The following is a 26,575-nucleotide window of genomic DNA, read 5'->3' on the forward strand; positions in this document are numbered from 1 at the left end:
GTGGCTACTTAAGCACTCAGTCAGGAGGAGGAATCAACCAGCGGCTGTGGACGAGATGAAGCGTCTTGATAAAGCCTATTGCTACACAGTCCAGCGGTTGTGCATCTCCACCCTACACGTATCCCTGATAATTCGGGTGCTGCCGCGCGCAGAATCCGCAGCGGGTTGGCATTTACCGTGAGCTCCGAAAGGGGAGGTCACGCATCATGGCTAATTCAGGCGTTGTTTCCGAAGCATTCGCTCGGGGTCATCTGCAGCTGACTGCACTTTGTGAACTGGCCTTGAATGTGTGCCTGCCAGGCGAGTAAAAACTCTGCTCGGCGGTGTAATTCAGGCCTCATGTCACCTGCGCTTGTTACAACTGAAAACTCCACCGTTACGTAGCGAAAGCCCCGTAGGACGGCCTCGCGTCCTGGTGAATTGCGTTGGTCAGGGCCGGTTTTTGACCGTGGTTCCTCTGTCCAGGCCGCTTTTGGCGGCGTTCGCGACTATAGCAGCAATGATTAAGTGCTTCAATTCCATAAAAATTGTTATCATCCGCGGCATGACAACTACTGCCCCTTCGACTCCAGGCGTTCAATTGCTTGAAGTCTCGCCGGAGTATGCCGGCCAACGAATCGACAATTTTCTCCTCGCCCGGCTCAAAGGCGTGCCCAAGACCTTGATTTACCGCATTTTGCGTAAAGGCGAAGTGCGCGTTAACAAAGGCCGGATCAAGCCCGAGTACAAGCTGCAGGCCGGCGATATCGTGCGCGTGCCGCCGGTTCGCGTGCCTGAGCGTGACGAGCCGGTGCCACTGGCCCAAGGGCTGCTGCAACGCCTTGAAGCCTCGATTGTCTACGAAGACAAAGCCCTGATCGTGATCAACAAGCCCGCCGGCATTGCGGTTCACGGTGGCAGTGGCCTGAATTTCGGTGTGATCGAAGCCTTTCGTCAGTTGCGTCCCGATGCCAAGGAGCTGGAGCTGGTTCACCGTCTCGACCGTGACACCTCCGGGCTGCTGATGATCGCCAAGAAACGCAGCATGCTGCGCCACTTGCACGAAAAGCTGCGCGGTGACGGTGTCGACAAGCGTTACATGGCGCTGGTACGCGGTAACTGGGCGACCTCGATCAAGCAGGTCAGTGCGCCGTTGCTCAAGAGCAACCTGCGTTCCGGCGAGCGCATGGTCGAAGTCAACGACGAAGGCAAAGAAGCCCTCACCGTGTTCAAGGTGCTGCGCCGTTTTGGCGATTTCGCCACCATGGTCGAGGCCAAGCCTGTGACCGGCCGTACTCACCAGATTCGTGTGCACACGCTGCACGCCGGGCATTGCATTGCCGGTGACAGCAAGTATGGCGATGAGGATTTCACCAAGGAAATTCGCGATCTGGGCGGCAAGCGTCTGTTTCTGCACGCTTACATGCTGACCGTGCCGCTGCCCGATGGCGGCAAGCTGACCCTGCAGGCACCGGTCGACGAAATGTGGGCCAAGACCGTGGAGCGATTGAGTGCGCCCATCTGATTACAAACTGCTGATTTTCGATTGGGACGGCACGCTGGCCGACTCCATTCATCGAATTGTCGAGGCGATGCATTCGGCGTCCGGGCGCTCCGGTTTCGAGTTGCGCGATGATTTTGCCGTCAAAGGCATTATCGGTCTGGGCTTGCCCGAAGCTATTCGCACCTTGTATCCGGAAATCAGTGATGCCGAAATGACCGCGTTTCGTGAGTATTACGCCGATCACTACATCGCCGCAGAAGCCGTGCCTTCGCCATTGTTCGAGGGTGTAGTCGAGTCGATGGCGTCCTTTCGCGAGCAGGGTTATCACCTGGCGGTGGCGACCGGCAAGAATCGTCGCGGCCTGGATCGGGTACTCAAGGCCAATGGCTGGGACGATTATTTCGATATCACCCGCGCCGCCGATGAAACTGCGAGCAAGCCGCACCCTCTGATGCTGGAACAGATCGTTGCTCATTGTGGCGTGCGCCCGGAGCAGGCGTTGATGGTCGGCGATTCGTCCTTCGATCTGCTGATGGCGCGCAATGCGGGGATGGATTCGGTGGCGGTCAGTTATGGCGCGCAATCGATCGAATCGCTGCAGCAGTTCGAGCCGCGCCTGTCGATTGACCGTTTTTCCGAATTGCATGCCTGGCTGGGGCAGCAGGCTTAATACGTTTTTGCTGGGGTGGATGGCATGACCGACGAATGGAAAGCACCGGCCAAGGCAAGTGCCGACGGCGGTGACGAGAAAAGCTGGAAGCTGTTGGAAAAGACCCTGCTGGCCGGGGTTCAGGAGCAGCGTCGTTCGCGGCGTTGGGGGATTTTTTTCAAGCTGCTGACGTTTGTTTATCTGTTTGTTGCGCTGATCCTGTTCACACCATTGATGGACATGGAAAAGAGCGCCACGCGCGGGCCGAACTACACCGCGCTGATCGACGTCACCGGCATGATCGCCGATAAAGAACCGGCCAGTGCCGATAACATTGTCGGAAGTCTGCGGGCGGCGTTCGAGGACAAGAAGGTCAAGGGCGTGATCCTGCGCATCAACAGCCCGGGCGGCAGTCCGGTGCAGTCGGGTTATGTCTATGACGAGATCAAGCGTCTGCGCGGCCTGCATCCGGATACCAAACTGTACGCGGTGATTTCCGATCTGGGCGCGTCTGGTGCCTATTACATCGCCAGCGCGGCGGATCAGATCTACGCCGACAAGGCCAGTCTGGTCGGCTCGATTGGTGTGACGGCGGCCGGTTACGGCTTTGTCGGCACCATGGAAAAGCTCGGTGTTGAGCGTCGTACGTACACCTCCGGCGAGCACAAGTCGTTCCTCGATCCGTTCCAGCCGCAGAAGCCTGAAGAAACCGCGTTCTGGCAGAGCGTGCTCGATACCACGCACAAACAGTTCATTAACAGCGTCAAGCAGGGTCGTGGCGATCGCCTGAAGGATAAAGAGCATCCGGAGTTGTTCTCCGGCCTGGTCTGGTCGGGTGAGCAAGCGCTACCGCTGGGGCTGATCGATGGTCTGGGCAACGCCAGTTCGGTGGCGCGTGATGTGATTGGCGAGAAAGAGCTGGTCGACTTCACTGTTCAGGAATCGCCGTTCGACCGCTTTTCGAAGAAGCTCGGCGCCAGTGTCGCTGAGCAACTGGCAATGTGGATGGGTTTCCACGGGCCTTCGTTGCGTTAAAAGGTCGCAGTTAAATAAAAACCGGCCTTGATGGCCGGTTTTTTGTGGGTCAGGGGATTTGCACGTCCTCAACCAATAACATGTCGATCAGTCGAATCAGCGGCAGGCCGATCAGGCTGGTGGCGTCAGGGCCTTCGGTGGATTGAAACAGACTCACGCCGAGGCCTTCAGCTTTGAAGCTGCCGGCGCAGTCGTAGGGCTGCTCGAGACGCAGATAGCGTTCGATGCGCGCCTGATCGAGCTGGCGCATATGTACGGTGAACGGCACGCAGTCAACCTGGCATTGCCCGGTCTGGCTGTTGAGCAGTGCCACGCCGGTCAGAAATGTCACGCTGGCGCCGCTGGCAGCCATCAGTTGCTCGCGGGCCTTCTCGAAAGTGTGCGGCTTGCCAATGATCTGTTCGCCGAGTACAGCGACCTGGTCTGAACCGATAATCAGATGAGCGGGGTGGCTGTCGGCCAATGCCCGGGCTTTTTGCTCGGCAAGGCGTTTGACCAGTTCGGTGGCTGACTCGCCCGGACGATGGCTTTCATCGATATCCGGCGAGCTGCAGACGAACGGCAGGTGCAGGCGGGCGAGCAATTCCCGGCGATAGGTCGAGCTTGAAGCGAGTAATAAAGGCAGCATTCGCGTCTCCTGAGGCAGGTGCGAATTCTAGCGGAGGCACGCAAGTGACGGACAGGGCACAATTTCCTTTGACATGGGTGGGTGCATCCCTATAATGCTGCGCCTATGTTGAATGACCCGATTCCACCTCACGTTGACCCGCGCAAATTGGCTGACCGTGGCACCACCCTTCAAGGTGAACTGCTGCTGGCCGATTTGAAGAGACTCTGCGACCCGCTTTCCGACGATGTCGGTACGGTGCAGGCGAAATTCGTTTTTGAACGAGATGAACGTAAATCTGTGGTGATCCACAGCTTTATCGACACCGAAGTCAAAATGGTTTGCCAGCGTTGTCTTGAGCTGGTCACCCTGCCGATCCACAGCGAATGCAGTTACGCTGTGGTGAAGGAGGGTGCGAATACCCAGTCGTTACCGAAAGGTTATGACGTGCTGGAACTGGGCGAAGATCCATTGGATCTGCAGTCACTGGTCGAGGAAGAGCTTCTGCTTGCCTTGCCCATTGTGCCTGCTCATCATCCGGAAGAATGCCAGCAGCCGGCGGGAGCAGATGAGCCCGAACCGAGCGAGGACGAGGTAACGCGGTCCAACCCGTTCAGTGTATTGGCGCAGTTAAAGCGTGACCCAAACGTTTAGGAGTTAATCAATTATGGCTGTTCAGCAGAACAAAAAATCCCGCTCTGCCCGTGACATGCGCCGTTCGCACGACGCTCTCGAGGCTAGCACCCTGTCTGTAGAAAAAACCACTGGTGAAGTTCACCTGCGTCACCACGTATCGCCAGAAGGCGTATACCGTGGCCGTAAAGTGATCGACAAGGGCGCTGACGAGTAATCACTTGTCCGCTCAAGTCATCGCGATTGACGCAATGGGCGGGGACTTCGGTCCCCGCAGCATTGTTGAGGCCAGCCTTGCTTGTCTGTCTGCTACGCCCTCGCTACACCTGACCCTCGTCGGTCAACCCTCCCTTCTTGAAGAATTGATCAACGGCCAATCGGCTGCCGATCGCGCGCGCCTGACGATTGTCCCGGCCAGCGAAGTCATCACCATGGACGAAAAACCGACCCAGGCCTTGCGTGGCAAGCCGGACTCGTCGATGCGTATCGCCCTTGAACTGGTTCGTGATGGCAAGGCGCAGGCGTGTGTCAGTGCCGGCAACACGGGGGCGTTGATGGCGTTGTCGCGGTTTGTGTTGAAGACATTGCCGGGGATTGATCGACCGGCGATGGTGGCGGCCATTCCGACGCAGAAGGGCTTTTGTCAGTTGCTCGACCTGGGCGCCAACGTCGATTGCAGTGCCGAGCATTTGCTGCAATTTGCGGTGATGGGCTCGGTGGCGGCGCAGACGCTGGGTATCCATCGCCCGCGTGTCGCGCTGCTGAACATCGGCACCGAAGACATCAAGGGCAATCAGCAGGTCAAGCTGGCTGCGACGCTGTTGCAGGCTGCCCGTGGCATCAATTACATCGGCTTTATCGAAGGCGACGGTTTGTATCGTGGCGAGGCCGATGTCGTGGTGTGTGATGGTTTCGTCGGCAACATCCTGCTCAAATCGAGCGAAGGGCTGGCTACGATGATTGCTGCGCGCATCGAGGCGCTGTTCAAAAAGAATCTGGCCTCCCGTGCGGTGGGGGCTTTGGCGTTGCCGCTGATGAAGCGCTTGCAGGCGGATCTGGCGCCGGCGCGACATAACGGCGCAAGCTTTCTCGGCTTGCAGGGAATCGTCGTGAAAAGTCACGGTTCGGCCGGGGTTCAGGGCTTCCAGAGTGCTATTTCGCGCGCGCTGATCGAGATTCAGGAAAACCTTCCCGAGCGTCTCCACGGTCGTCTGGAGGATTTGTTGTCTTAGGCGTTTTCGTCGGACAATGCTTAAATGTGACCGCCCGGTTCAAAGGGCCATCCAACTGTCAGTTTCTTGCGTCCCCAAGCGGGGCGTCATTTTTCGACGACAAGATCATTAGGGGCTTGTTACATGTCTGCTTCCCTCGCATTCGTCTTTCCAGGACAGGGTTCGCAGTCCCTCGGCATGCTGGCCGAGCTGGGCGCGGAATATCCGTTGATCCTCGAAACTTTCAAAGAAGCCTCTGCGGCTCTGGGCTATGACCTGTGGGCACTGACCCAGCAGGGCCCGGTAGAGCTGCTCAACGAAACCGATAAAACCCAACCGGCCATTCTGACCGCTTCGATCGCCCTGTGGCGTCTGTGGCTGGCTGAAGGCGGCGCGCGTCCGGCCTTTGTTGCCGGTCACAGCCTGGGTGAATACAGCGCGCTGGTCGCTGCTGGCAGCCTGACACTGGCTGACGCGGTGAAGCTCGTTGAGCGCCGCGGCCAGTTGATGCAGGAAGCTGTTCCGGCGGGGCAGGGCGGAATGGCTGCCATTCTCGGTCTGGATGATGCCGACGTGCTGGCTGCCTGCGCCGAAGCGGCGCAAGGTGAAGTGGTCAGCGCGGTCAACTTCAACTCGCCGGGCCAAGTGGTGATTGCCGGTGCCAAGGCTGCCGTCGAGCGCGCCATCGAAGGTTGCAAGGCGCGTGGCGCCAAGCGTGCCATGCCGCTGCCGGTGAGCGTGCCGTCGCACTGCGAGCTGATGCGTCCGGCTGCCGAGCGTTTCGCCGAGTCCATCGACGCCATCGACTGGCAGGTGCCGCAGATTCCGGTGGTACAGAACGTCAGTGCGCAAGTGCCGGCTGATCTGGAAACCCTCAAGCGCGATCTGCTTGAGCAGCTGTACAAGCCAGTGCGCTGGGTCGAGTCGGTCCAGACTTTGGCGGCCAAGGGCGCGACCAATCTGGTCGAATGCGGCCCGGGCAAGGTCCTGGCCGGTCTGAACAAACGTTGCGCCGAAGGCGTGGCGACTTCCAACCTCAATACCCCAGACGCTTTCGCTGCCGCTCGCGCAGCGCAAGCCTGAATCAGGAGAAACTTGCATGAGTCTGCAAGGTAAAGTTGCACTGGTCACCGGTGCAAGCCGCGGTATCGGCCAGGCTATCGCACTGGAACTGGGTCGCCAGGGCGCCATCGTCATTGGCACCGCGACTTCCGCTTCGGGCGCTGAGCGTATCGCTGCAACCCTGAAAGAAAACGGTATTCAGGGCGCCGGTTTCGAACTCAACGTCACCAGCGATGAATCGGTCAGCGCAGTGCTGGCGGGCATTCAGGAGCAGTTTGGTGCACCGGTGGCGATCCTGGTCAATAATGCCGGCATCACCCGCGATAACCTGATGATGCGCATGAAAGACGACGAGTGGTACGACGTGATCGATACCAACCTGAACAGTCTGTATCGTCTGTCCAAGGGCGTTCTGCGCGGCATGACCAAGGCACGTTGGGGGCGAATTATCAGTATTGGCTCGGTGGTGGGTGCCATGGGCAACGCAGGCCAAGTAAACTATGCAGCCGCCAAGGCCGGTCTGGAAGGTTTCAGTCGTGCAATGGCGCGTGAAGTCGGTTCGCGTTCGATTACGGTCAACTCGGTAACCCCCGGGTTTATCGACACCGATATGACGCGCGAGCTGCCTGAAGCACAGCGTGAAGCCTTGCAGACGCAGATTCCGCTGGGTCGTCTGGGACAAGCTCAAGAGATCGCGTCTGTGGTCGCTTTTCTTGCATCCGACGGTGCGGCATACGTCACTGGGGCTACAATCCCGGTGAACGGTGGGATGTACATGTAAGTAAAATGTGACGGATCGCTTCAAAAAAATGTCATACGAGCTGTCTAAAATCCGTTATAAAGCTGCAATCTATTTATAGGCAGAGGGCTGCAGGGTTTGAGGAGTGAAGCTTTCAGTTGAAAAACTGAAAAGTCTTTCTATACACTTACCCACTGGCCAGCTGCCTGAATTTGTCCATTAGGAGTGAAAACAAGGTATGAGCACCATCGAAGAGCGCGTCAAGAAAATCGTTGCCGAGCAACTGGGTGTTAAAGAAGAAGAAGTGGTCAACACCGCTTCCTTCGTAGAAGACCTGGGTGCCGACTCCCTTGACACCGTTGAGCTGGTGATGGCTCTGGAAGAGGAATTCGAGACCGAAATCCCTGACGAAGAAGCTGAGAAGATCACTACTGTACAAGCTGCAATCGACTACGTTACTAGCCACCAGGCGTAATAGTTTGTAATCGTTGCTTGCTGTCATGGAAAAACCGCACTGCCATCATGGCGTGCGGTTTTTTCTTTAGGCCTGATGCAAAATCGTCATTTGAAAAAGGAGAGTGCTGTGTCGCGTAGACGCGTCGTAGTCACCGGTATGGGTATGTTGTCGCCACTGGGCACGGATGTGCCGAGCAGTTGGCAGGGCATTCTGGCTGGCCGCAGTGGCATTGGTCTGATCGAACACACCGACCTTTCTGCCTATTCCACCCGCTTTGGCGGCTCGGTAAAGGGCTTCAATGTCGAGGAATATCTGTCGGTCAAGGAAGCGCGCAAGCTCGACCTGTTCATTCAGTACGGTCTCGCCGCAGGCTTTCAAGCCGTGCGCAATGCCGGTCTGGAAGTCACCGACGCCAACCGTGAGCGCATTGGCGTGGCCATGGGTTCGGGTATCGGCGGTCTGACCAACATCGAAGAAACCAGCCGTACCCTGCATGAAACGGGCCCGCGTCGAATCTCGCCATTCTTCGTGCCAGGCTCGATCATCAATATGATTTCCGGTTTTCTGTCCATCCACCTGGGTGCACAGGGACCTAACTACGCCATCGCTACTGCATGTACCACTGGTACGCACTGCATCGGCATGGCAGCGCGCAATATCATGTACGACGAAGCGGACGTGATGATTGCCGGCGGTGCCGAAATGGCCGCGTGCGGTCTGGGCATGGGCGGCTTCGGCGCGTCTCGTGCGCTGTCGACCCGCAACGACGAACCGACCCGCGCCAGCCGTCCGTGGGACAAGGGCCGTGATGGCTTCGTCCTGTCCGACGGTGCAGGCGCATTGGTGCTCGAAGAACTCGAGCACGCCAAGGCCCGCGGTGCGACCATCTACGCCGAGCTGATCGGTTTCGGTACCAGTGGCGATGCGTTCCACATGACCTCGCCACCTGCCGACGGCGCCGGTGCAGCACGCTGCATCACGAACGCGCTGCGCGATGCGAAGATTAACGTCGATCAAGTGCAATACATCAACGCCCACGGCACCTCGACGCCGGCTGGCGACCTCGCTGAAGCCAATGCGATCAAGACCGTGTTCGGTGATCATGCCTACAAACTGGCGGTCAGCTCGACCAAGTCCATGACCGGTCACCTGTTGGGTGCGGCGGGCGCGGTGGAGGCGATCTTCAGCGTGCTGGCGATCAACAGCCAGGTCGCACCGCCGACCATCAACCTCGATGAGCCAGACGAAGGCTGCGATCTCGATTTCGTGGCGCACACGGCGCGCAACATGGACATCGATGTCGTACTGTCCAACTCCTTCGGTTTTGGCGGCACCAACGGCACCTTGGCATTCCGCCGGTTCGCAGGCTGATGGACAGCTGGGTCGACGGTCAACCGGCTGACGCTCTGTCGCTGAAAGATCGCGGCCTGGCTTACGGCGACGGTCTGTTCGAGACCATCGCCGTGCGTGGCGGCCAACCGATCCTGCTGGATCGGCATCTGACGCGTCTGGCCGATGGCTGTTCGCGTCTGGCCATCGCCGCCGATATCGAGCTGATTCGCCATGAGCTGCTGAGCTATGCGGCAGCGATGGGCGAGGGCGTGCTCAAGCTGATCCTCACCCGTGGCGACGGTCTGCGCGGTTATGCGCCTGATCCGGCGGCGCCCGGCCGACGCATTTTGCAAGGCAATCCTCCGGCGGCTTATCCCGCTGTGCATGCTGAACAAGGCGTTCGCCTGTTTCCCTGCAATACGCGACTCGCCAATCAGCCATTACTGGCGGGTCTCAAACACCTTAATCGACTGGAACAAGTCATCGCCCGTGCCGAATGGCAGGACAGCGAGCACGCCGAAGGCTTGATGCTCGATCAGGCCGGTCGCGTCATCGAAGGGGTGTTCAGCAATGTATTTCTGGTTCGCGACGGGGTGTTGCTCACGCCGGATCTGAAGCGTTGCGGCGTCGCCGGGGTGATGCGCGCCGAAATATTGTTTCAGGCCGAGTCATTGGCCATTCCTGCGCAGATTGCCGACATCAGCCTCGAGCAGCTGCAATGGGCCGATGAAGTGTTTGTCTGCAACAGCGTGTATGGCGTCTGGCCGGTACGCGCCTGTGCTGCACTGAGCTGGCCGGTTGGCCCGCTCACCCGTAAACTGCAAACCCTTGCCCGCGCCCTACTGGATGCCTGATTTGTGAGACGTAAACTTTTGCTGCTGCTGGAAACCGGACTGGTTCTGGCAGGGCTGTTGATGGGCGCCAGCGCCTGGAAGATTCACAGTGCGCTGGAACAGCCTTTGAACATCACGCAGGAAGAGCTGCTGGATGTGCCGAAAGGCTCCACGCCGACCCGTACGTTCCTTTCCCTCGAAACCGATGGCGTCATCAAGGACGCGTTCTGGCTGCGCGTCTATTGGCGCTTCAACCTCGCCGGTACGCCGATCCACAGCGGCGAATACCGCATGCAGCCGGGCATGACCGTCAACGGTCTGATCGACTTGTGGAAGCGCGGTGAAGTGGTTCAGTACAGCCTGACGCTGGTCGAGGGCTGGAATTTCCATCAAGTACGCGCGGCGTTGGCCAAGGATGACAAGCTTGAGCAGACCCTTAATGGTTTGAGCGACAGCGATGTCATGGCGAAGATTGGTCATAAGGGCTTGTTCCCGGAAGGGCGATTCTTCCCCGACACCTATCGTTTCGTGCGCGGCATGTCCGATGCCGAATTGCTGAAGAAAGCCTTTGATCGCCTCGATGAAGTGCTGGCAAAGGAATGGGACAGTCGTTCTGCCGATGTGCCGTATACCGAGCCGTATCAAGCGTTGATCATGGCGTCGCTGGTCGAGAAGGAGACCGGCGTGCCGCAGGAGCGCGGGCAGATTGCCGGCGTTTTCGTACGGCGCATGGCCTTGGGCATGCAGTTGCAGACCGATCCGACCGTCATTTACGGGCTGGGCGATCGCTACACTGGCAAGCTGACTCGCGCCCATTTGAAAGAGCCGACGCCGTATAACACCTACGTGATTCCCGGGCTGCCGCCGACGCCGATTGCGATGGTCGGGCGTGAAGCGATTCACGCGGCGCTGAATCCGGTGAACGGCACCAGCCTGTATTTTGTCGCGCGTGGTGATGGCAGCCATGTGTTCTCCGATGATCTGGATGCGCACAATAATGCGGTGCGTGAGTACCAGCTCAAGCGCCGCGCCGATTACCGTTCCAGCCCGGCACCGGCGACACCCACTGAATCCGCGCCTGCTGCCGAGGAGGCGATTCCCGCCGCCTCTCCGGATACAGCCCCGGAATCGTTGCCGCAAGTGACGCCTCAGGAGCCCGTGCCGGCTCCCGAAGCCGCCGCTCCACAAAACACGCAATGACTTTGATTAAGGACTGCCCGTGACTGGCTTGTTTATTACCCTGGAAGGCCCGGAAGGCGCCGGCAAAAGCACCAATCGCGACTACCTCGCCGAGCGCCTGCGCGCCGCCGGTATCGAAGTGGTGCTGACCCGCGAGCCAGGCGGCACGCCATTGGCCGAGCGGATTCGCGATGTGCTGCTGGCACCGGCCGACGAGGTCATGAACCCGGACGCCGAGCTGTTACTGGTGTTCGCTGCGCGCGCTCAGCACTTGGCTGAAGTGATTCGACCGGCGCTGGCCCGGGGCGCGGTGGTGCTGTGTGATCGCTTCACCGATTCGACTTATGCCTATCAGGGTGGAGGTCGCGGTTTGTCGCTGGAGCGCATCGCCACGCTGGAAACTTTCGTGCAGGGTGATCTGCGTCCGGATCTGACGCTGATTTTCGATCTGCCGGTGGAAATCGGCCTGGCCCGCGCCAGTGCGCGTGGCCGTCTGGATCGTTTCGAGCTGGAGGGGCGGGCTTTTTTCGAGGCGGTGCGCAATGCGTTTCTGAAACGCGCTGAAGCCGATCCCGCGCGCTATGTGCGCATTGATGCCGGTCAGCCATTGGCCAAGGTTCAACAATCGCTGGATACCTTACTGCCGAATTTGCTGGAGCTGGCCCGTGGCTGAGGCCTATCCATGGCAGGACAGCCTCTGGCAGCAACTGGCCGGGCGTAAACAGCACGCCCACGCCTATCTGCTACATGGCCCGGCCGGGATCGGCAAGCGTGCCTTGGCCGAGCGTCTGATGGCCAGTCTGTTGTGCCAGCGGCCGACGCCGGAAGCCTGCGGCGAGTGCAAATCCTGCCTGCTGCTCAAGGCGGGCAGCCATCCTGATAATTACATCCTCGAACCGGAAGAAGCCGATAAGGCGATCAAGGTTGATCAGGTGCGCGATCTGGTCAGCTTCGTGGTGCAGACCGCGCAGTTGGGCGGGCGTAAAGTGGTGTTGATCGAGCCGGTCGAGTCGATGAACATCAACGCCGCGAACGCCTTGCTCAAGAGCCTTGAAGAACCGTCCGGCGATACCGTGTTGCTGTTGGTCAGCCACCAGACCAGTCGATTGCTGCCGACGATCAAAAGCCGTTGCGTGCAACAGGCCTGTCCGTTGCCGGGCGAGGCGATGAGCTTGCAATGGCTGGCCCAGGCACTGCCCCATTGCTCTGAAGAAGAGCGTGTCGAATTGCTGACGCTGGCGGCCGGCTCGCCGTTGATGGCGGTCAGTCTGCAGTCTCAGGGCGTGCGCGAACAGCGCGCGCAAGTGGTCGAAGGCGTGAAGAAGTTGCTCAAGCAGCAACAATCACCGACGCAACTGGCTGAGGAATGGAAGAGCATTCCGATGTTGCGCCTGTTTGACTGGTTCTGTGATTGGTCGAGTCTTGTCCTGCGGTATCAGTTGACTCAGGATGAAGCGGGGCTCGGTCTGACCGACATGCGCAAAGTCGTGCAGTACCTGGCGCAGAAAAGTGCGCAAGGCAAAGTCCTCGAGATCCAGGACTGGATTCTCGCCCAGCGTCAGAAAGTCCTGAGCAAGGCCAACCTCAATCCGGCCTTGTTGCTGGAAGCGTTGTTGGTGCAATGGGCGGGATTGCCTGGTCAAAGATAAGCATCTGTACCTAGACTCTGAGTATCAGCAGTGGAGGTCAACATGAATGAAGCCGTCAGCCCCGGGCCGCGCAACGGCATCTTGTCCCTGACCATCAAGGACAAGTCGGTGCTCTACGCCGCGTACATGCCGTTTATCAAAAACGGTGGCCTGTTCATCCCGACCAACAAGAGTTACCGGTTGGGCGATGAGGTGTTCATGCTGCTCAACCTGATGGACGAGGCCGAGAAGATCCCGGTGGCCGGCAAGGTCGCCTGGATCACCCCGAAAGGGGCGCAAGGCAATCGCGCTGCCGGTGTCGGCGTCCAGTTCAACGATGGCGACAACACGGCGCGCAGTCGCATCGAAACCCATCTGGCCGGAGCGCTTAAATCCGACCGTCCCACCCATACGATGTAAGTAGCCGTCTTTTTATGCTTGTAGATTCCCATTGTCACCTTGATCGCCTCGACCTCGCCGCCCACGACGGCTCGCTGGATGCTGCACTGGATGCGGCTCGCGGGCGCGGAGTCGGGCACTTCCTGTGCATCGGCGTGAGTGCCGATAACGCCGCCGACGTCAAAGCCCTGGCTGAGCGTTATGACGATGTCGATTGTTCGGTCGGCGTGCATCCGCTGGATGTGCAGCCGGGTGCGGCGCCGGCGCTGGACTGGCTGTTGCACGAGCTCAATCATCCGAAAGTCGTGGCGATCGGTGAAACCGGTCTGGATTATCACTACGAACCGGAAGCTGCCGAGCTGCAGCAGGAGTCGTTCCGTCTGCACCTGCAAGCGGCTCAGCAGACCGGCAAACCGGTGATCATCCACACCCGTGGCGCGCGTGCCGACACCCTCGAGTTGCTGCGTGAAGCGGCGTTGCCTCAGGCCGGTGTGCTGCATTGCTTCACGGAAGACTGGGACATGGCCAAGGCTGCACTGGACATGGGTTATTACATATCCCTGTCGGGCATTGTCACGTTCCGCAATGCCGATGCATTGCGCGATGTCGCGAGCAAAGTCCCGGCGGATCGCTTGCTGGTGGAAACGGATTCACCGTATCTGGCGCCGATCCCTTATCGCGGCAAGCCCAACCTGCCGCAATACGTGCGCGAGGTGGCGGAGTTCCTGGCGATGCTGCGCGGGGAAAACTACGAGCGTTTTGCCGAGCAGACCACCGAGAACTTCAAGCGTCTGTTTCCGCTGGCGAGTGTTAAATCTGCCCAGTAGCCGAGGGGCAAATCGCAGGCAAAAAAAACCCGGGTTCTGGGGGGTGAATCCGGGTTAAGACCATTAGGAGTAAAACAAAGGCACGCGGTCCCTTGGTACCTTTACCGGCGCGACACTTGGGGGAGATGTCGCCCGACAGTTCAAGTATTGATCAGTCTGGCGCGCAGTCCAGTGAGCCGGTCAGGGTTTTTAAACAAATTTGGAATACGTTCGCTTCAGTTGAGTTCTCATTGCGCCCAAAACGTTCTCAAAATGAACAAGAAACACAGATATGGTCGGATGATCCGTGCATTTTTGCGCAAGTTAGGCATAATACGCGGCTTCGAATTTTGACCCTTCAGACCTTTTTCTTATGCATAAAGAACCTCGTAAGGTCCGTGAATTTCGTCGCCGCGAGCAAGAAATTCTCGATACCGCGCTCAAGCTGTTCCTCGAACAAGGTGAAGACAGCGTCACCGTCGAGATGATTGCTGATGCCGTGGGTATCGGCAAAGGCACGATCTACAAGCACTTCAAGTCCAAGGCCGAGATCTATCTGCGCCTGATGCTCGATTACGAGCGCGATTTGAACGAGCTGCTGCATTCGGCCGATGTCGACAAGGACAAGGAAGCGCTGTCCCGCGCCTACTTCGAATTCCGCATGCGCGATCCGCAGCGTTATCGCCTGTTCGACCGTCTCGAAGAGAAGGTCGTAAAAGGCAATCAGGTGCCGGAAATGGTCGAGGAGCTGCACAAGATCCGTGCCTCGAACTTCGAACGCCTGACCCTGCTGATCAAAGGCCGCATCAGCGAAGGCAAGCTTGAAGACGTGCCGCCGTACTTCCACTACTGCGCATCCTGGGCGCTGGTGCATGGCGCTGTGGCGCTGTATCACTCGCCGTTCTGGAGCAATGTGCTGGAAGACCAGGAAGGTTTCTTCCAGTTCCTGATGGACATCGGCGTGCGCATGGGCAACAAGCGCAAGCGCGACCCGGAAACACCAAGCAGCTGAGCCATTCAGCGGCGTTATTGCGCCATGATTTAGCTACATGACGCAGTAACGCAGGAATATACTCAGGCATAGGGCTTGCTAAAACTTGATTTGTGAGTCAAGTTTTAGCGGCTCGAACTTCTTTCGCCGGAGTGATCCATGATCGTTGACCGTCAAGGCAGGCGCTTTCGCAATTTGCGGATCAGTCTGACTTCAGCCTGCAATTACGCGTGTACCTACTGCGTGCCCAACGGCAAGCGGTTGGTGGCTGCGCAGGATGAGCTGTCGGCCGAAGCCATGGCCCGTGGCGTGGCGTATCTGATCGAAGCTGCTGGCATCGAACGGCTGCGCATCACTGGCGGCGAGCCGCTGGTCAGTCCCAAACTCGAATCGTTCATGACCGCTGTCGGCAAGATGGGCCTGGAAGACATCAGCCTGACCACCAACGGTCAACTCCTCGCGAAAAAACTGCCGCTGCTGGTGGATGCCGGTCTGCGCAGGATTAATGTCTCGCTCGACACCCTCGACGCCAACGCTTTTCGCAGCATCGCGCGTGGCGGCGATCTGGCCACCGTGCTGGATGGCATGGATCAGGCGAAAGCTGCCGGGATGAAGATCAAGGTCAACATGGTGCCGTTGCGCGGGCAGAACCTCGATCAGGTCATGCCGTTGCTGGATTACTGCCTGGATCGCGGATATGAATTGCGCTTCATTGAGCTGATGCGCATGGGCCATCTGGCCAAAGACAACAATGCGTTCCTGCAACAGTTCGTCAGCCTGCAGCAATTGCTGGCGCTGATTGGCGAACGTTATGAGTACGCACAAACCGACGCTCCGGTAGATGCCACGGCCGTGCGCTATGCGATTCCTGGCCTGGGCAACTTTGGCGTGATCGCCAACGAAAGCGTGCCGTTCTGCCGTACATGCTCGCGCTTGCGCTTGTCGTCGACCGGTTGGCTGCATGGCTGTCTGTCGTCGAGCAACCGCCACTATGTCGGCGACCTGCTCGACAAACCGCGCCATCAGGCACTGCCGGCGCTTCAGCGTTTGCTGGTGAAGGCGTTGGGGGACAAGCAGGAGGTGGCGTTCTCTGGCGGTGCGACCGTCATGAAAATCATCGGCGGCTGAACAACCGCTTTCGCGAGCAAGCCCGCTCCCACATTTGGAATGCATTCTTCTGTGGGGCGAGGTTGCTCGCGAATACGATCTAACTACCAACAAAAAAACAGAGCTGGCGCAAAAGCTGCATCCAATGGCCATTCGCCGGTTTTCCGTCACCGGCCTCTGGAGGAATAGGATGCGTAGCCTGGTTTTGCTGCTGGCCGTTTTGGCGCTTGGCGGCTGTATGACTGTCAGCGATATGGCCGAAGGCACTCGCTACCAGATGAGTGACGCGGGCTTGCTGGACCACAGCGACAGCCGTCGCGTGAACAACTTCCGCATTCAGCCTGACTCATTTATCTACATCGCCCAGGGCGCGTTTGCACCGCCAGGTGGATCTTATCCGCGACCGAACGTGGTCGCCGAAGAAGCCTTCAAGGGCTTCGTCGAGTACTTCCCGATGGTTCGCCGTGCTCGTGCGCCGGAAGGCCTTGATCAGGCGATGGGCGAAGCTCGCGATGCCGGTGCGCACTATCTGCTGTACACGCGTTTCGCCAAGGCGGATGACCGCATCGGCAACTCCGATGAGTGGCTCGATGAAGAGGCGGTCGATCGCCTCGGCATCGACGGCGGCGTGATTCAGATCATGTTGATCGAGACCAGCACCCAGTATTTGATTGATACTGCACGGATCAAGAGTCGTGGCGGTTTACTGACGTTCCACGACAGCAAGCCGGAAGACCTGATCGGCCCGCCGCTGGCCCAGTACGCGCGCAGTCTGTTGGGAGTCGGCGACCAATAATTCAAGGAGAACGCCATGAGTGGCCCGCAAAAAGCCAATGACCTGTTGGGACAGATCCCGAAAACCAAAGGCTTGCCGCCAGTGCACTTGTGGAACCCGGACTTCTGCGGCGACATCGACATGCGCATCGCCCGCGACGGCACCTGGTATTACCTGGGCACGCCGATCGGGCGCAAGCCGATGGTCAAATTGTTCTCCACGATCATCCGCCGCGACGGCGATGATTATTTCCTGATCACCCCGGTCGAGAAGGTCGGGATCAAGGTCGACGACGCGCCGTTTGTGGCGATTGCGGTGGAGGTTGAAGGCGAGGGGGAGGCGCAGCTGTTGCGCTTTACCACCAACGTTGATGAAACCGCCGAGGCCGGGCCGGAGCACCCGATCCGGGTCGAGATTGATCCCGCCACGCAAGAGCCTGCGCCCTACGTGCATGTGCGCACCAACCTGGAAGCGCTGATCCATCGCAATGTGTTCTATCAACTGGTGGAACTGGCGGTCAGCCGTGAAATCGACGGACAGCGTTGGCTTGGCGTATGGAGCGGCGGTGAGTTCTTCCGCATCGGCCTCGAACCGTAAACACAAATCCCTGTGGGAGCGAGCTTGCTCGCGAAAGCGGTATGTCAGTCAATATTTAGGGTGACTGATACACCGCCTTCGCGAGCAAGCTCGCTCCCACATTGGTTTTGTGAATCACCTTAAAATCTGATTGACTGTTAATCGTATGATGATTAGCGTGTTCACCCATCGCGATCCGCTTTTGAGGTGTTCATGTCCAGCAGCTTTCACGCATCCACGGTCGATTGGCTGGGCAGCTGGATCGCCGCTGGCCAGGTCAAACCGGGACAGACCATCAAGGTCGAGGCTGATCTGGGCGAACAGCTCGGCGTCAGCCGCACGGTTATTCGCGAAGCAATCAAGACTCTCGTCGCCAAAGGCATGCTCGAAGTCGGGCCGAAAGTCGGCACGCGCGTGCTGCCGGTACGGCGCTGGAACCTGTTCGATCCGCAAGTGGTGGGGTGGCTGTCACGCAACGGCTTGCCGGAAAATTTCGTCGATGACTTGCTCGATCTGCGTCGGACCATCGAACCGATGGCCGTGCGCTGGGCGTGTGAGCGCGCCACCTTCGAACAAATCGAAGCCGTACAACTGGCTTATAACGCCCTTGAGCGTGCAGTGGACTGCGATGCCGATTACAACCGCGCCGATCAGATCTTCCACGAATGCATCCTCGCGGCCAGCCACAATCAATTCATCGAACAAATGGTCCCGGCCCTCGGCGCGTTGCTCGCGGTATCGTTCGAAGTCTCCGCCGCCGACCCGGATGAACTGCGCCGTACGCTACCCATCCACAAGGACATGGCCGACGCCATCGCCGCCCGGGATTCCGCACGCGGTGTGTGGGCGTGCATGACCCTGATCGACAATGCAGACCTGGCCATCAAACGGTTTTACCCGAAAGTCATGGCCGACAAAAAAGCCGGCTGACACAAAAATCCCCTGTAGGAGTGAGCTTGCTCGCGATAGCGTCGTATCAGGCAAATTAGCTTCGACTGGTCCACCGCGATCGCGAGCAGGCTCACTCCTACAGTAAAAACAAGAACAGTGGAGACCGTTATATGACGTGGACCGCCCTGACCCAACACCGTGCCCGACTCGGCGAGGGCCCGTTCTGGGACGCGCCGACCCAGGCGTTGTACTGGGTCGATATCGCCGGCAAACAAGTCTTGCGCCTGATCGGCCAGAACGTGCAGATCTGGCAGATGCCCGAGCACGTTTCCGCGTTCATCCCCTGCGCCAGCGGCGATGCACTGGTGACCCTGAGCAGCGGCGTCTATCGTCTCGATCTTGATTCCCCCGGCCTTGAACCCCGCCTGACGCTGTTCTGCGTCGCGGATCCGCAACCGGGTAATCGTCCCAACGAAGCGCGTTGCGATGCTCAGGGGCGCCTGTGGCTCGGCACCATGCAAAACAACATCGGCGAGCAGGGCGAAGATCTGCCGATTACCCGTCGCTCCGGCGGACTGTTCCGCATCGATCCGGATAAACGTGTTACGCCATTACTGCGTGGCCTGGGCATTCCCAACACGCTGCTGTGGAGCGATGACGGCACCACAGTGCTATTCGGCGACAGTCTCGACAGCACGCTGCACCGCTACTTCATTCACACCGACGGCAACCTTGATGCTGCGCAAGTCTGGTATGGCCCTGATCAGCAGGGTGGCCCGGACGGTTCGGCAATGGACACCGAGGGCTACGTGTGGAACGCCCGCTGGGACGGCAGCTGTCTGCTGCGCCTGACGCCCGATGGCGAGATTGATCGCAGGATCGATCTGCCGATCAGCCGCCCGACCAGTTGTGTGTTTGGCGGTGAAGACTTGAAAACCCTGTACATCACCAGCGCCCAGAGTCCGCACAACCATGCATTGGATGGCGCGGTGCTGTCGATGCGCGTGGATGTGGCAGGAAAACTCTGTACGCGTTTTGCTGGTTAAATCCCAAAATATGGGATGCAAAATTATATATTGAGATTATTTGGTGGTCGGGTTTATAGTCGGCTCCAGCAGTAACACGCACTCACACTTAAAAAGAACAAAACAGGTGAAGTGATGCAGCGAATGTCTATCGCACTCCCGAGTGGAGTCCGCGTCTCGCAACAGCCCAAGGCTGTCGGCCGCGCCTGCCTGTTTCGTTCCAACCGCCTTCCAGACCGGACATCGGCCGATGCCCGGTTTTTTTGTGCTTGCGAAACAGGAGTCCTGATCCATGGCTGAACCTCTTTCCCTGCCGGCGGCGCCCGCACCGCCGAAGGGCGAGCGTCTGAAAAACAAGGTCGTGCTGCTGACCGGCGCTGCGCAAGGCATTGGCGAAGCCATCGTTGCTGCCTGCGCCTCGCAGCAGGCGAAACTGCTGATCAGCGATATTCAGGCCGACAAGGTCGAACAGGTTGCCGCGCACTGGCGTGAGCAAGGTTACGACGTGCAAGCGCTCAAAGCCGATGTCTCGCATCAGCCCGACCTGCAGGCCATGGCCAAACGTGCCGTTGAACTGCACGGGCGCATCGATGTGCTGGTCAACTGCGCCGGGGTCAACGTGTTCCGCGATCCGCTGCAGATGACTGAAGAGGACTGGCGCCGCTGCTTCGCCATCGATCTGGACGGTGCCTGGTTCGGCTGTAAAGCGGTGTTGCCGCAGATGATCGAGCAGGGCGTCGGCAGCATCATCAATATCGCCTCGACCCATTCCAGCCACATCATTCCCGGCTGCTTTCCGTACCCGGTGGCCAAACACGGTTTGCTCGGCCTGACCCGCGCGCTCGGCATCGAGTACGCCGCGAAGGGCATCCGCGTCAACGCCATTGCGCCGGGTTACATCGAGACGCAACTGAACGTCGACTACTGGAACGGTTTCGCCGACCCGCACGCCGAGCGTCAGCGCGCTTTCGATCTGCATCCGCCGAAACGTATCGGCCAGCCGCTTGAAGTGGCGATGACCGCGGTATTTCTGGCCAGTGATGAAGCGCCGTTCATCAATGCCTCGTGCATCACCATCGATGGTGGCCGCTCGGTGATGTACCACGACTGAACAAACAGATTTCGAGCACTGAACTACGCTTGAAATCCAATCATCATACGATATGACTATTTTAAACCCGCTTCACTGAGAACACGCTTCAACGCTTTTCAAACATTGCTCAAAAAAAATAACAAGGAGTCAGCTTTATGAAACGTCGTTTCGGGATTCGTACCCTGTGCAGTACCGCCCTGGCGGTTACCGCGTTCAGCCTCAGCAGTGCACTGCTCGCTGCCGATACCGTGAAAATCGGTTTTCTGGTCAAGCAGGCGGAAGAGCCGTGGTTCCAGACCGAGTGGGCCTTCGCCGAGAAAGCCGCCAAAGACAAGGGCTTTGAACTGATCAAGATCGCCGTGCCGGATGGCGAGAAAACCCTTTCGGCGATCGACAGCCTTGCTGCCAACGGTGCCAAGGGCTTCGTGATCTGCCCGCCAGACGTGTCGCTGGGCCCGGCGATCATGGCCAAGGCCAAACTCAATGACCTGAAAGTGATTGCCGTCGATGACCGCTTCGTCGACGCCAGCGGCAAGTTCATGGAAGACGTGCCGTACCTCGGCATGGCCGCGTTCGAAGTCGGCCAGAAACAGGGCGCCGCCATGGCTGCCGAAGCGAAAAAGCGTAACTGGGAGTGGAAAGACACCTTTGCGGTGGTCAACACCTATAACGAACTCGACACCGGCAAGAAGCGCACCGACGGTTCGGTCGATGCGCTGAAGAAGGCCGGCATGCCGGAGGATCACATCCTCTTCGCCGCGCTGAAAACCCTCGACGTACCGGGCAGCATGGACGCAACGAACTCGGCGCTGGTGAAACTGCCAGGCGCGGCGAAGAACCTGATCATCGGCGGCATGAACGACAACACCGTCCTCGGCGGCGTGCGCGCTACCGAAGCCGCTGGTTTTGCTGCGGCCAACGTGATCGGCATCGGCATCAACGGCACCGACGCAATCGGCGAGCTGAAAAAGCCTGACAGCGGCTTCTTCGGTTCGATGCTGCCTAGCCCGCACATCGAAGGCTACAAAACCGCCGAGATGATGTACGAGTGGATCACCGCCGGCAAAGAACCGCCGAAGTACACCGCCATGGATGAAGTCACCCTGATCACTCGCGAGAACTTCAAGAAAGAGCTGGAAGCCATCGGCTTGTGGAACTGAGGCAGCGACGGCCCGGGCAGCCGGGCCGTTTTTCGGTGTGAAGAGGTGGCTTTATGCACGCGCAAGTACAGACACAAGAACAACACGGCGCCAGCGGCAGCCTGCGTTTCAACGGGATCGGCAAAACCTTTCCCGGGGTGAAAGCGCTGGACGCCATCAGCTTCGTTGCTCATCCGGGGCAGGTTCATGCCTTGATGGGCGAGAACGGCGCCGGCAAATCGACCCTGTTGAAAATCCTCGGCGGTGCATACATCCCGAGCAGCGGCGAGTTGCAGATCGGCGAGCAGACCATGGCGTTCAAATCGACCGCCGACAGTATCGGCAGCGGCGTCGCGGTGATTCACCAGGAGTTGCATCTGGTGCCGGAAATGACCGTTGCCGAGAACCTGTTTCTCGGCCATCTGCCGGCCAGTTTCGGTTTGATCAATCGCAGCGAGCTCCGCCAGAAAGCCTTGAATTGCCTGAAAGGCCTGGCCGACGAAATCGATCCGCAAACCAAGGTCGGGCGCTTGTCGCTGGGCCAGCGGCAACTGGTGGAAATCGCCAAAGCGCTGTCGCGCGGTGCTCACGTCATCGCTTTCGACGAACCGACCAGCAGCCTTTCGGCCCGCGAGATCGACCGCTTGATGGCGATCATCGGGCGCCTGCGCGACGAGGGCAAAGTCGTGCTCTACGTGTCTCATCGCATGGAAGAAGTGTTCCGCATCTGCGACGCCGTCACGGTGTTCAAGGACGGCCGCTACGTACGCACCTTTGATGACATGAGCCAGTTGACCCACGATCAACTGGTGACCTGCATGGTCGGGCGCGACATTCAGGACATCTACGATTACCGCCATCGCCCGCGTGGCGCTGTGGCGCTGAAAGTCGACGGCTTGCTCGGCCCGGGCCTGCGCGAGCCGATCAGCTTCGAGGCACACAAGGGCGAAATCCTTGGCCTGTTCGGGCTGGTCGGGGCAGGGCGCACCGAGCTGTTTCGCCTGCTCAGTGGCCTTGAGCGCAATACCGCTGGACGCCTGGAATTGCGCGGCCATGAGCTGAAACTGCGCTCGCCGCGTGACGCCATTGCTGCCGGCATTCTGCTGTGCCCGGAAGATCGCAAGAAGGAAGGCATTATCCCGCTGGCCAGCGTCGCCGAGAACATCAATATCAGCGCGCGCGGTGCGCATTCCGGGCTCGGTTGCCTGATTCGCGGTTTGTGGGAAAAGGGCAACGCCGACAAACAGATCAAAGCGCTGAAAGTGAAAACGCCGCACGCCGGCCAGCAGATCAAGTTCCTTTCCGGCGGTAATCAGCAGAAGGCCATTCTCGGCCGCTGGCTGTCGATGCCGATGAAGGTCTTGCTGCTCGACGAACCAACGCGCGGCATCGACATCGGCGCCAAGGCCGAGATCTACCAGATCATCCATAACCTCGCCGCCGATGGTATTTCGGTGATCGTGGTGTCCAGCGACCTGATGGAAGTGATGGGTATTTCCGACCGCATTCTGGTGCTCTGTGAAGGCGCCCTGCGAGGCGAAATCAACCGTGACCAGGCTAATGAATCCAACCTGCTGCAACTGGCTTTGCCGCGCCACCGCGCTGACGGCGTGGCGAACTGAGAGGTGACTATGATGACAACCCAAAACGAAACCCTGCCGACCGCGCGCAAACCGCTGGACATGCGCCGCTTCCTCGATGACTGGGTCATGCTGCTGGCGGCGATCGGTATCTTCATCGCTTGTACGTTGCTGATCGACAACTTCCTCTCGCCGTTGAACATGCGCGGTCTGGGTCTGGCCATTTCCACCACCGGGATTGCCGCGTGCACGATGTTGTATTGCCTGGCGTCCGGGCATTTCGACCTGTCGGTGGGCTCGGTGATTGCCTGCGCCGGCGTGGTCGCGGCAGTGGTGATGCGCGACACCAACAGCGTGTTCCTCGGTGTCAGCGCGGCGCTGGTGATGGGCCTGATTGTCGGGCTGATCAACGGCATCGTGATTGCCAAGTTGCGCGTCAACGCGTTGATCACGACGCTGGCGACCATGCAGATCGTCCGCGGCCTGGCCTATATCTTTGCCAACGGCAAAGCGGTCGGCGTCTCGCAGGAATCGTTCTTCGTCTTCGGCAATGGTCAGTTGTTCGGTGTGCCGGTGCCGATTCTGATCACCATTGTCTGCTTCCTGTTTTTTGGCTGGCTGCTCAACTACACCACCTACGGGCGCAACACCATGGCCATTGGTGGCAACCAGGAAGCGGCGTTGCTCGCGGGCGTGAACGTTGACCGGACCAAGATCATCATCTTTGCCGTGCACGGCGTGATCGGTGCGCTGGCCGGGGTGATTCTGGCGTCGCGGATGACCTCGGGGCAGCCGATGATTGGTCAGGGTTTCGAGCTGACGGTGATCTCGGCTTGTGTGCTGGGCGGGGTTTCGCTGAGCGGCGGTATCGGCATGATCCGGCATGTGATTGCCGGGGTGCTGATTCTGGCGATCATCGAGAATGCGATGAACCTGAAGAACATCGACACGTTTTATCAGTATGTGATTCGTGGTTCGATTCTGCTGTTGGCCGTGGTCATTGACCGCCTCAAACAACGCTGAGTCAAAAGCTACCCTCACCCCAGCCCTCTCCCGGAGGGAGAGGGGGCCGACCGAGGTGTTTTGCGTCCCGCATCGACCTGAAAGACCTAGTCGATTATGGATTCGGCAAAGTACTTTCAGGTCGGCGTACCTCTTGAGCATCCCCCGTTCAGTCCCCTCTCCCTCCGGGAGAGGGCTAGGGTGAGGGGAAGGGCCGACCGAGGTGATCCGTCAACCTGACAGGGCTCGTCGATTATGGATTCGGTAAAGCACTTTCAGGTCGGCGAACCTCCACAATATCCCCCATTCAGTCCCCTCTTCCTCCGGGAGAGGGCTAGGGTGAGGGGAAGGGCCGACCGAGGTGATCCGTCAACCTGACAGGGCTCGTCGATTATGGATTCGGCCAAGCACCTTTCAGGTCGGCGAACCTCCACAATATCCCCCATTCAGTCCCCTCTCCCTCCGGGAGAGGGCTAGGGTGAGGGTGCTTTTGACTTTCAACCTTCTGTCTCTTCCTCTAAATATTCCTTGCTCGCCCGCACCCGTTTCGGTTATCAATTTGTACATGATTAGACAGGTACGATTTGACAAGAAACAAAGGGTGGTCGACGAACTCGTCCGACGCATCGAAAGCGGCCTCATGGAGGACGGCTTTCTGTTGCCTGGCGAACATCAGTTGGCTCAAGAATTCCAGGTCAGCCGTGGCACCTTGCGTGAGGCGCTGGCTGAACTGAAACGGCGCAATTACATCGCCACGCAAAGCGGTGTCGGCTCCATCGTCACGTTCGACGGTGTTGCGCTCGACCAGCGCAGCGGCTGGGCGCAGGCGCTGGCCGACAGCGGGGCGCTGATCAATACCGAAGTGTTGCGCCTTGAGGCGGTGACCCGGCCCGATCTGCTGGTGCGTTTCGGCACCGATCAATTCATTACCCTCGACCGTCGCCGACGCGCCACCGACGGCACGCTGGTATCGCTGGAACGTGCATTGATGCCAGCCAACGGCGGCCTGGAAAGCCTGCCGCGTGTCGGTCTGATCGACAACTCTCTGACCATCACCCTGGCCGCCTACGGCTACATCGGCGAGCGCGGCGATCAGTGGATCGGCGCCGAACCGCTGAATGCCGAAGACGCCGAACTGCTCGGACGCCCGGTCGGCACTGTTTTTCTCAAAGCGCTGCGCACCACCTACGACCGCCAGAACCGTTTCATGGAGCAGGTCGAAAGCCTGCTCGACCCGGTGCATTTTCGTCTGCACCTGCAATTTGGAGAATCGAAATGACCGCGCTCAACCGTGCGCTTGGCGCTTTCTACGGTCTGGCCCTGGGTGATGCGCTGGGCATGCCGACGCAGTCGCTGAACCGCGAAACCATCAAGACCCGCTTCGGCACAATCACCGATCTGCAGGACGCCGGGCCGCTGCAACCGATTGCCGCGAACATGCCTAAAGGCTCGATCACCGACGACACCGAACAGGCGATTCTGGTCGGTGAGTTGCTGGTCGAAGGCCAGGGCCACATCGAACCCGCCGTTCTCGCCCAGCGCTTGATCGAATGGGAAGCCGAGATGCAGGCCAAGGGCTCGCAGGACTTGCTCGGGCCGTCGACCAAGCGCGCGATCGAAATGATCCTGGCCGGCCATTCGCCGGAGGAAGCCGGGCGCTACGGCACCACCAACGGCGCGGCCATGCGCATCACGCCGGTCGGCATTGCCGCGAACGTGGCTGATCCAGAGCGCTTTATTGCGGCGGTGGTGCAGGCTTGCCAGGTGACTCATAACACCACGCTGGGCATTTCCAGCGCGGCAGCGGTGGCGGCGGTGGTGTCTGCGGGCATCAACGGCGTCGATCTGGGCGAGGCGCTGAACCTCGGCCAGCAGATTGCACAGCAAGCCGAAGCCCACGGGCACTGGGTCGCCGGTGGACGCATTGCCTCGCGGATCAGTTGGGCGCGCAGCATCAGCGTCGACAGTGACAAAGCGTTGCTCGCCGATCTGCTCTATGACGTGATCGGTACTTCGGTGGCGTCGCAGGAATCGGTGGTGGTTTCATTTGCGCTGGCACAACAAGTGGCCATCGGTGAAATGAGCGCTTTTGAAGCGGTGTGCATGGCCGCCAGTCTGGGCGGTGACACCGATACCATTGCGGCGATTCTCGGCGCCATGCTCGGGGCCTGCCTGGGTCTTGGGTGCTGGCCTGAACAGATGATCGAGACGGTGAAAGCGGTTAATCAGCTGGAGCTCGAGCCATTGGTGCAGGGGTTGTTGGCCTTGCGTTGACTGGACTGACGCCTTCGCGAGCAGGCTCGCTCCCACATTGGATCTGTGGCGTTCACATACCCTGTGGGA

Annotated in this window: 29 protein-coding genes; 28 read left to right on the forward strand and 1 reads right to left on the reverse strand. The window is 59.2% G+C overall.

Annotation, left to right across the window (positions count from 1 at the left end; genetic code table 11):
* Positions 1 to 544 precede the first annotated feature (544 nt).
* The 3 genes from rluC to sppA are packed head-to-tail and all read left to right on the forward strand — an operon-like array spanning position 545 to position 3,167.
* Entirely contained in the window at positions 545 to 1,504 is a 960-nt protein-coding gene (rluC, locus tag ACM6IV_RS22935) for a 23S rRNA pseudouridine(955/2504/2580) synthase RluC (RefSeq protein ID WP_414871769.1), read from the forward strand.
* Entirely contained in the window at positions 1,491 to 2,153 is a 663-nt protein-coding gene (locus ACM6IV_RS22940; protein ID WP_414871770.1) for an HAD-IA family hydrolase, read from the forward strand. The genes rluC and ACM6IV_RS22940 overlap by 14 nt, the downstream gene beginning before the upstream one ends.
* Before the next feature lie 24 nt (positions 2,154 to 2,177).
* Positions 2,178 to 3,167 (forward strand): signal peptide peptidase SppA, encoded by a 990-nt coding sequence (gene sppA, locus ACM6IV_RS22945; RefSeq protein WP_414871771.1) that lies wholly within the window; start codon positions 2,178 to 2,180, stop codon positions 3,165 to 3,167.
* 49 nt (positions 3,168 to 3,216) lie between these two features.
* On the opposite strand, the gene ACM6IV_RS22950 is transcribed toward sppA, so the two are convergent.
* Positions 3,217 to 3,795, reverse strand: coding sequence for a Maf family protein (locus ACM6IV_RS22950; protein ID WP_414871772.1), 579 nt, complete (start codon positions 3,793 to 3,795; stop codon positions 3,217 to 3,219).
* A 105-nt stretch (positions 3,796 to 3,900) separates the two neighbouring features.
* Here ACM6IV_RS22950 and ACM6IV_RS22955 point away from each other — a divergent pair, with 105 nt between their 5' ends.
* The 25 genes from ACM6IV_RS22955 (at position 3,901) to ACM6IV_RS23075 (ending at position 26,506) form a co-directional block, all read left to right on the forward strand.
* Positions 3,901 to 4,428, forward strand: a complete 528-nt coding sequence (locus ACM6IV_RS22955) for a YceD family protein (protein ID WP_038364482.1) — start codon at positions 3,901 to 3,903, stop codon at positions 4,426 to 4,428.
* A 13-nt stretch (positions 4,429 to 4,441) separates the two neighbouring features.
* Entirely contained in the window at positions 4,442 to 4,624 is a 183-nt protein-coding gene (gene rpmF / locus ACM6IV_RS22960) for a 50S ribosomal protein L32 (RefSeq protein ID WP_003179396.1), read from the forward strand.
* A 4-nt stretch (positions 4,625 to 4,628) separates the two neighbouring features.
* Positions 4,629 to 5,639 carry a phosphate acyltransferase PlsX gene (plsX, locus tag ACM6IV_RS22965; RefSeq protein WP_414871773.1) on the forward strand — a complete coding sequence of 337 codons (1,011 nt, stop codon included), beginning with the start codon at positions 4,629 to 4,631 and terminating at the stop codon, positions 5,637 to 5,639.
* 123 nt (positions 5,640 to 5,762) lie between these two features.
* Positions 5,763 to 6,701 (forward strand): ACP S-malonyltransferase, encoded by a 939-nt coding sequence (gene fabD / locus ACM6IV_RS22970; protein WP_414871774.1) that lies wholly within the window; start codon positions 5,763 to 5,765, stop codon positions 6,699 to 6,701.
* A gap of 16 nt (positions 6,702 to 6,717) precedes the next feature.
* Complete coding sequence (gene fabG, locus ACM6IV_RS22975) at positions 6,718 to 7,461, forward strand: 3-oxoacyl-ACP reductase FabG (RefSeq protein WP_034155354.1); 744 nt, start codon at positions 6,718 to 6,720, stop codon at positions 7,459 to 7,461.
* Between the two features lie 196 nt (positions 7,462 to 7,657).
* The gene (acpP, locus tag ACM6IV_RS22980; protein ID WP_003175607.1) at positions 7,658 to 7,894 is read left to right on the forward strand and encodes an acyl carrier protein; all 237 of its coding nucleotides are present in this window, start codon (positions 7,658 to 7,660) and stop codon (positions 7,892 to 7,894) included.
* A gap of 108 nt (positions 7,895 to 8,002) precedes the next feature.
* Positions 8,003 to 9,247, forward strand: coding sequence for a beta-ketoacyl-ACP synthase II (fabF, locus tag ACM6IV_RS22985; RefSeq protein ID WP_101156232.1), 1,245 nt, complete (start codon positions 8,003 to 8,005; stop codon positions 9,245 to 9,247).
* Positions 9,247 to 10,062, forward strand: a complete 816-nt coding sequence (gene pabC, locus ACM6IV_RS22990) for an aminodeoxychorismate lyase (RefSeq protein ID WP_414871775.1) — start codon at positions 9,247 to 9,249, stop codon at positions 10,060 to 10,062. Before fabF ends, pabC begins: the two co-directional genes overlap by 1 nt.
* A gap of 3 nt (positions 10,063 to 10,065) precedes the next feature.
* Positions 10,066 to 11,241, forward strand: a complete 1,176-nt coding sequence (mltG, locus tag ACM6IV_RS22995) for an endolytic transglycosylase MltG (protein WP_414871776.1) — start codon at positions 10,066 to 10,068, stop codon at positions 11,239 to 11,241.
* A gap of 19 nt (positions 11,242 to 11,260) precedes the next feature.
* Positions 11,261 to 11,893, forward strand: a complete 633-nt coding sequence (gene tmk, locus ACM6IV_RS23000; RefSeq protein WP_414871777.1) for a dTMP kinase — start codon at positions 11,261 to 11,263, stop codon at positions 11,891 to 11,893.
* Positions 11,886 to 12,869 carry a DNA polymerase III subunit delta' gene (locus ACM6IV_RS23005; RefSeq protein ID WP_414871778.1) on the forward strand — a complete coding sequence of 328 codons (984 nt, stop codon included), beginning with the start codon at positions 11,886 to 11,888 and terminating at the stop codon, positions 12,867 to 12,869. The genes tmk and ACM6IV_RS23005 overlap by 8 nt, the downstream gene beginning before the upstream one ends.
* A gap of 42 nt (positions 12,870 to 12,911) precedes the next feature.
* Positions 12,912 to 13,268 carry a PilZ domain-containing protein gene (locus tag ACM6IV_RS23010; protein WP_414871779.1) on the forward strand — a complete coding sequence of 119 codons (357 nt, stop codon included), beginning with the start codon at positions 12,912 to 12,914 and terminating at the stop codon, positions 13,266 to 13,268.
* A 14-nt stretch (positions 13,269 to 13,282) separates the two neighbouring features.
* A complete protein-coding gene (locus tag ACM6IV_RS23015; protein ID WP_414871780.1) occupies positions 13,283 to 14,074 on the forward strand; it encodes a TatD family hydrolase in 792 nt (263 codons plus the stop codon).
* Between the two features lie 352 nt (positions 14,075 to 14,426).
* A complete protein-coding gene (locus tag ACM6IV_RS23020; RefSeq protein WP_007950805.1) occupies positions 14,427 to 15,065 on the forward strand; it encodes a TetR/AcrR family transcriptional regulator in 639 nt (212 codons plus the stop codon).
* Positions 15,066 to 15,203: 138 nt separating this feature from the next.
* Entirely contained in the window at positions 15,204 to 16,172 is a 969-nt protein-coding gene (locus ACM6IV_RS23025) for a GTP 3',8-cyclase MoaA (protein ID WP_414871781.1), read from the forward strand.
* Positions 16,173 to 16,341: 169 nt separating this feature from the next.
* The gene (locus ACM6IV_RS23030) at positions 16,342 to 16,947 is read left to right on the forward strand and encodes a DUF4823 domain-containing protein (RefSeq protein ID WP_007908280.1); all 606 of its coding nucleotides are present in this window, start codon (positions 16,342 to 16,344) and stop codon (positions 16,945 to 16,947) included.
* A 15-nt stretch (positions 16,948 to 16,962) separates the two neighbouring features.
* The gene (locus tag ACM6IV_RS23035) at positions 16,963 to 17,523 is read left to right on the forward strand and encodes a DUF1285 domain-containing protein (RefSeq protein WP_414871782.1); all 561 of its coding nucleotides are present in this window, start codon (positions 16,963 to 16,965) and stop codon (positions 17,521 to 17,523) included.
* A 192-nt stretch (positions 17,524 to 17,715) separates the two neighbouring features.
* Positions 17,716 to 18,432: a FadR/GntR family transcriptional regulator gene (locus tag ACM6IV_RS23040; protein WP_414871783.1), complete on the forward strand. Its 717-nt coding sequence runs from the start codon at positions 17,716 to 17,718 to the stop codon at positions 18,430 to 18,432.
* A 131-nt stretch (positions 18,433 to 18,563) separates the two neighbouring features.
* A complete protein-coding gene (locus tag ACM6IV_RS23045) occupies positions 18,564 to 19,439 on the forward strand; it encodes an SMP-30/gluconolactonase/LRE family protein (protein WP_414871784.1) in 876 nt (291 codons plus the stop codon).
* Positions 19,440 to 19,710: 271 nt separating this feature from the next.
* The gene (locus ACM6IV_RS23050) at positions 19,711 to 20,529 is read left to right on the forward strand and encodes an SDR family oxidoreductase (RefSeq protein WP_414871785.1); all 819 of its coding nucleotides are present in this window, start codon (positions 19,711 to 19,713) and stop codon (positions 20,527 to 20,529) included.
* A gap of 137 nt (positions 20,530 to 20,666) precedes the next feature.
* Positions 20,667 to 21,671, forward strand: a complete 1,005-nt coding sequence (locus tag ACM6IV_RS23055; protein ID WP_414871786.1) for a substrate-binding domain-containing protein — start codon at positions 20,667 to 20,669, stop codon at positions 21,669 to 21,671.
* Positions 21,672 to 21,724: 53 nt separating this feature from the next.
* Positions 21,725 to 23,272, forward strand: coding sequence for an L-arabinose ABC transporter ATP-binding protein AraG (araG, locus tag ACM6IV_RS23060; RefSeq protein WP_414871787.1), 1,548 nt, complete (start codon positions 21,725 to 21,727; stop codon positions 23,270 to 23,272).
* Positions 23,273 to 23,284: 12 nt separating this feature from the next.
* Entirely contained in the window at positions 23,285 to 24,253 is a 969-nt protein-coding gene (gene araH / locus ACM6IV_RS23065; protein ID WP_034155398.1) for an L-arabinose ABC transporter permease AraH, read from the forward strand.
* A gap of 544 nt (positions 24,254 to 24,797) precedes the next feature.
* Positions 24,798 to 25,511: a GntR family transcriptional regulator gene (locus ACM6IV_RS23070; RefSeq protein WP_325721419.1), complete on the forward strand. Its 714-nt coding sequence runs from the start codon at positions 24,798 to 24,800 to the stop codon at positions 25,509 to 25,511.
* Positions 25,508 to 26,506, forward strand: coding sequence for an ADP-ribosylglycohydrolase family protein (locus tag ACM6IV_RS23075; protein WP_414871788.1), 999 nt, complete (start codon positions 25,508 to 25,510; stop codon positions 26,504 to 26,506). Before ACM6IV_RS23070 ends, ACM6IV_RS23075 begins: the two co-directional genes overlap by 4 nt.
* Positions 26,507 to 26,575 lie beyond the last annotated feature (69 nt).

The organism is Pseudomonas sp. IT-347P (assembly GCF_949768005.1).
GTDB lineage: Bacteria > Pseudomonadota > Gammaproteobacteria > Pseudomonadales > Pseudomonadaceae > Aquipseudomonas.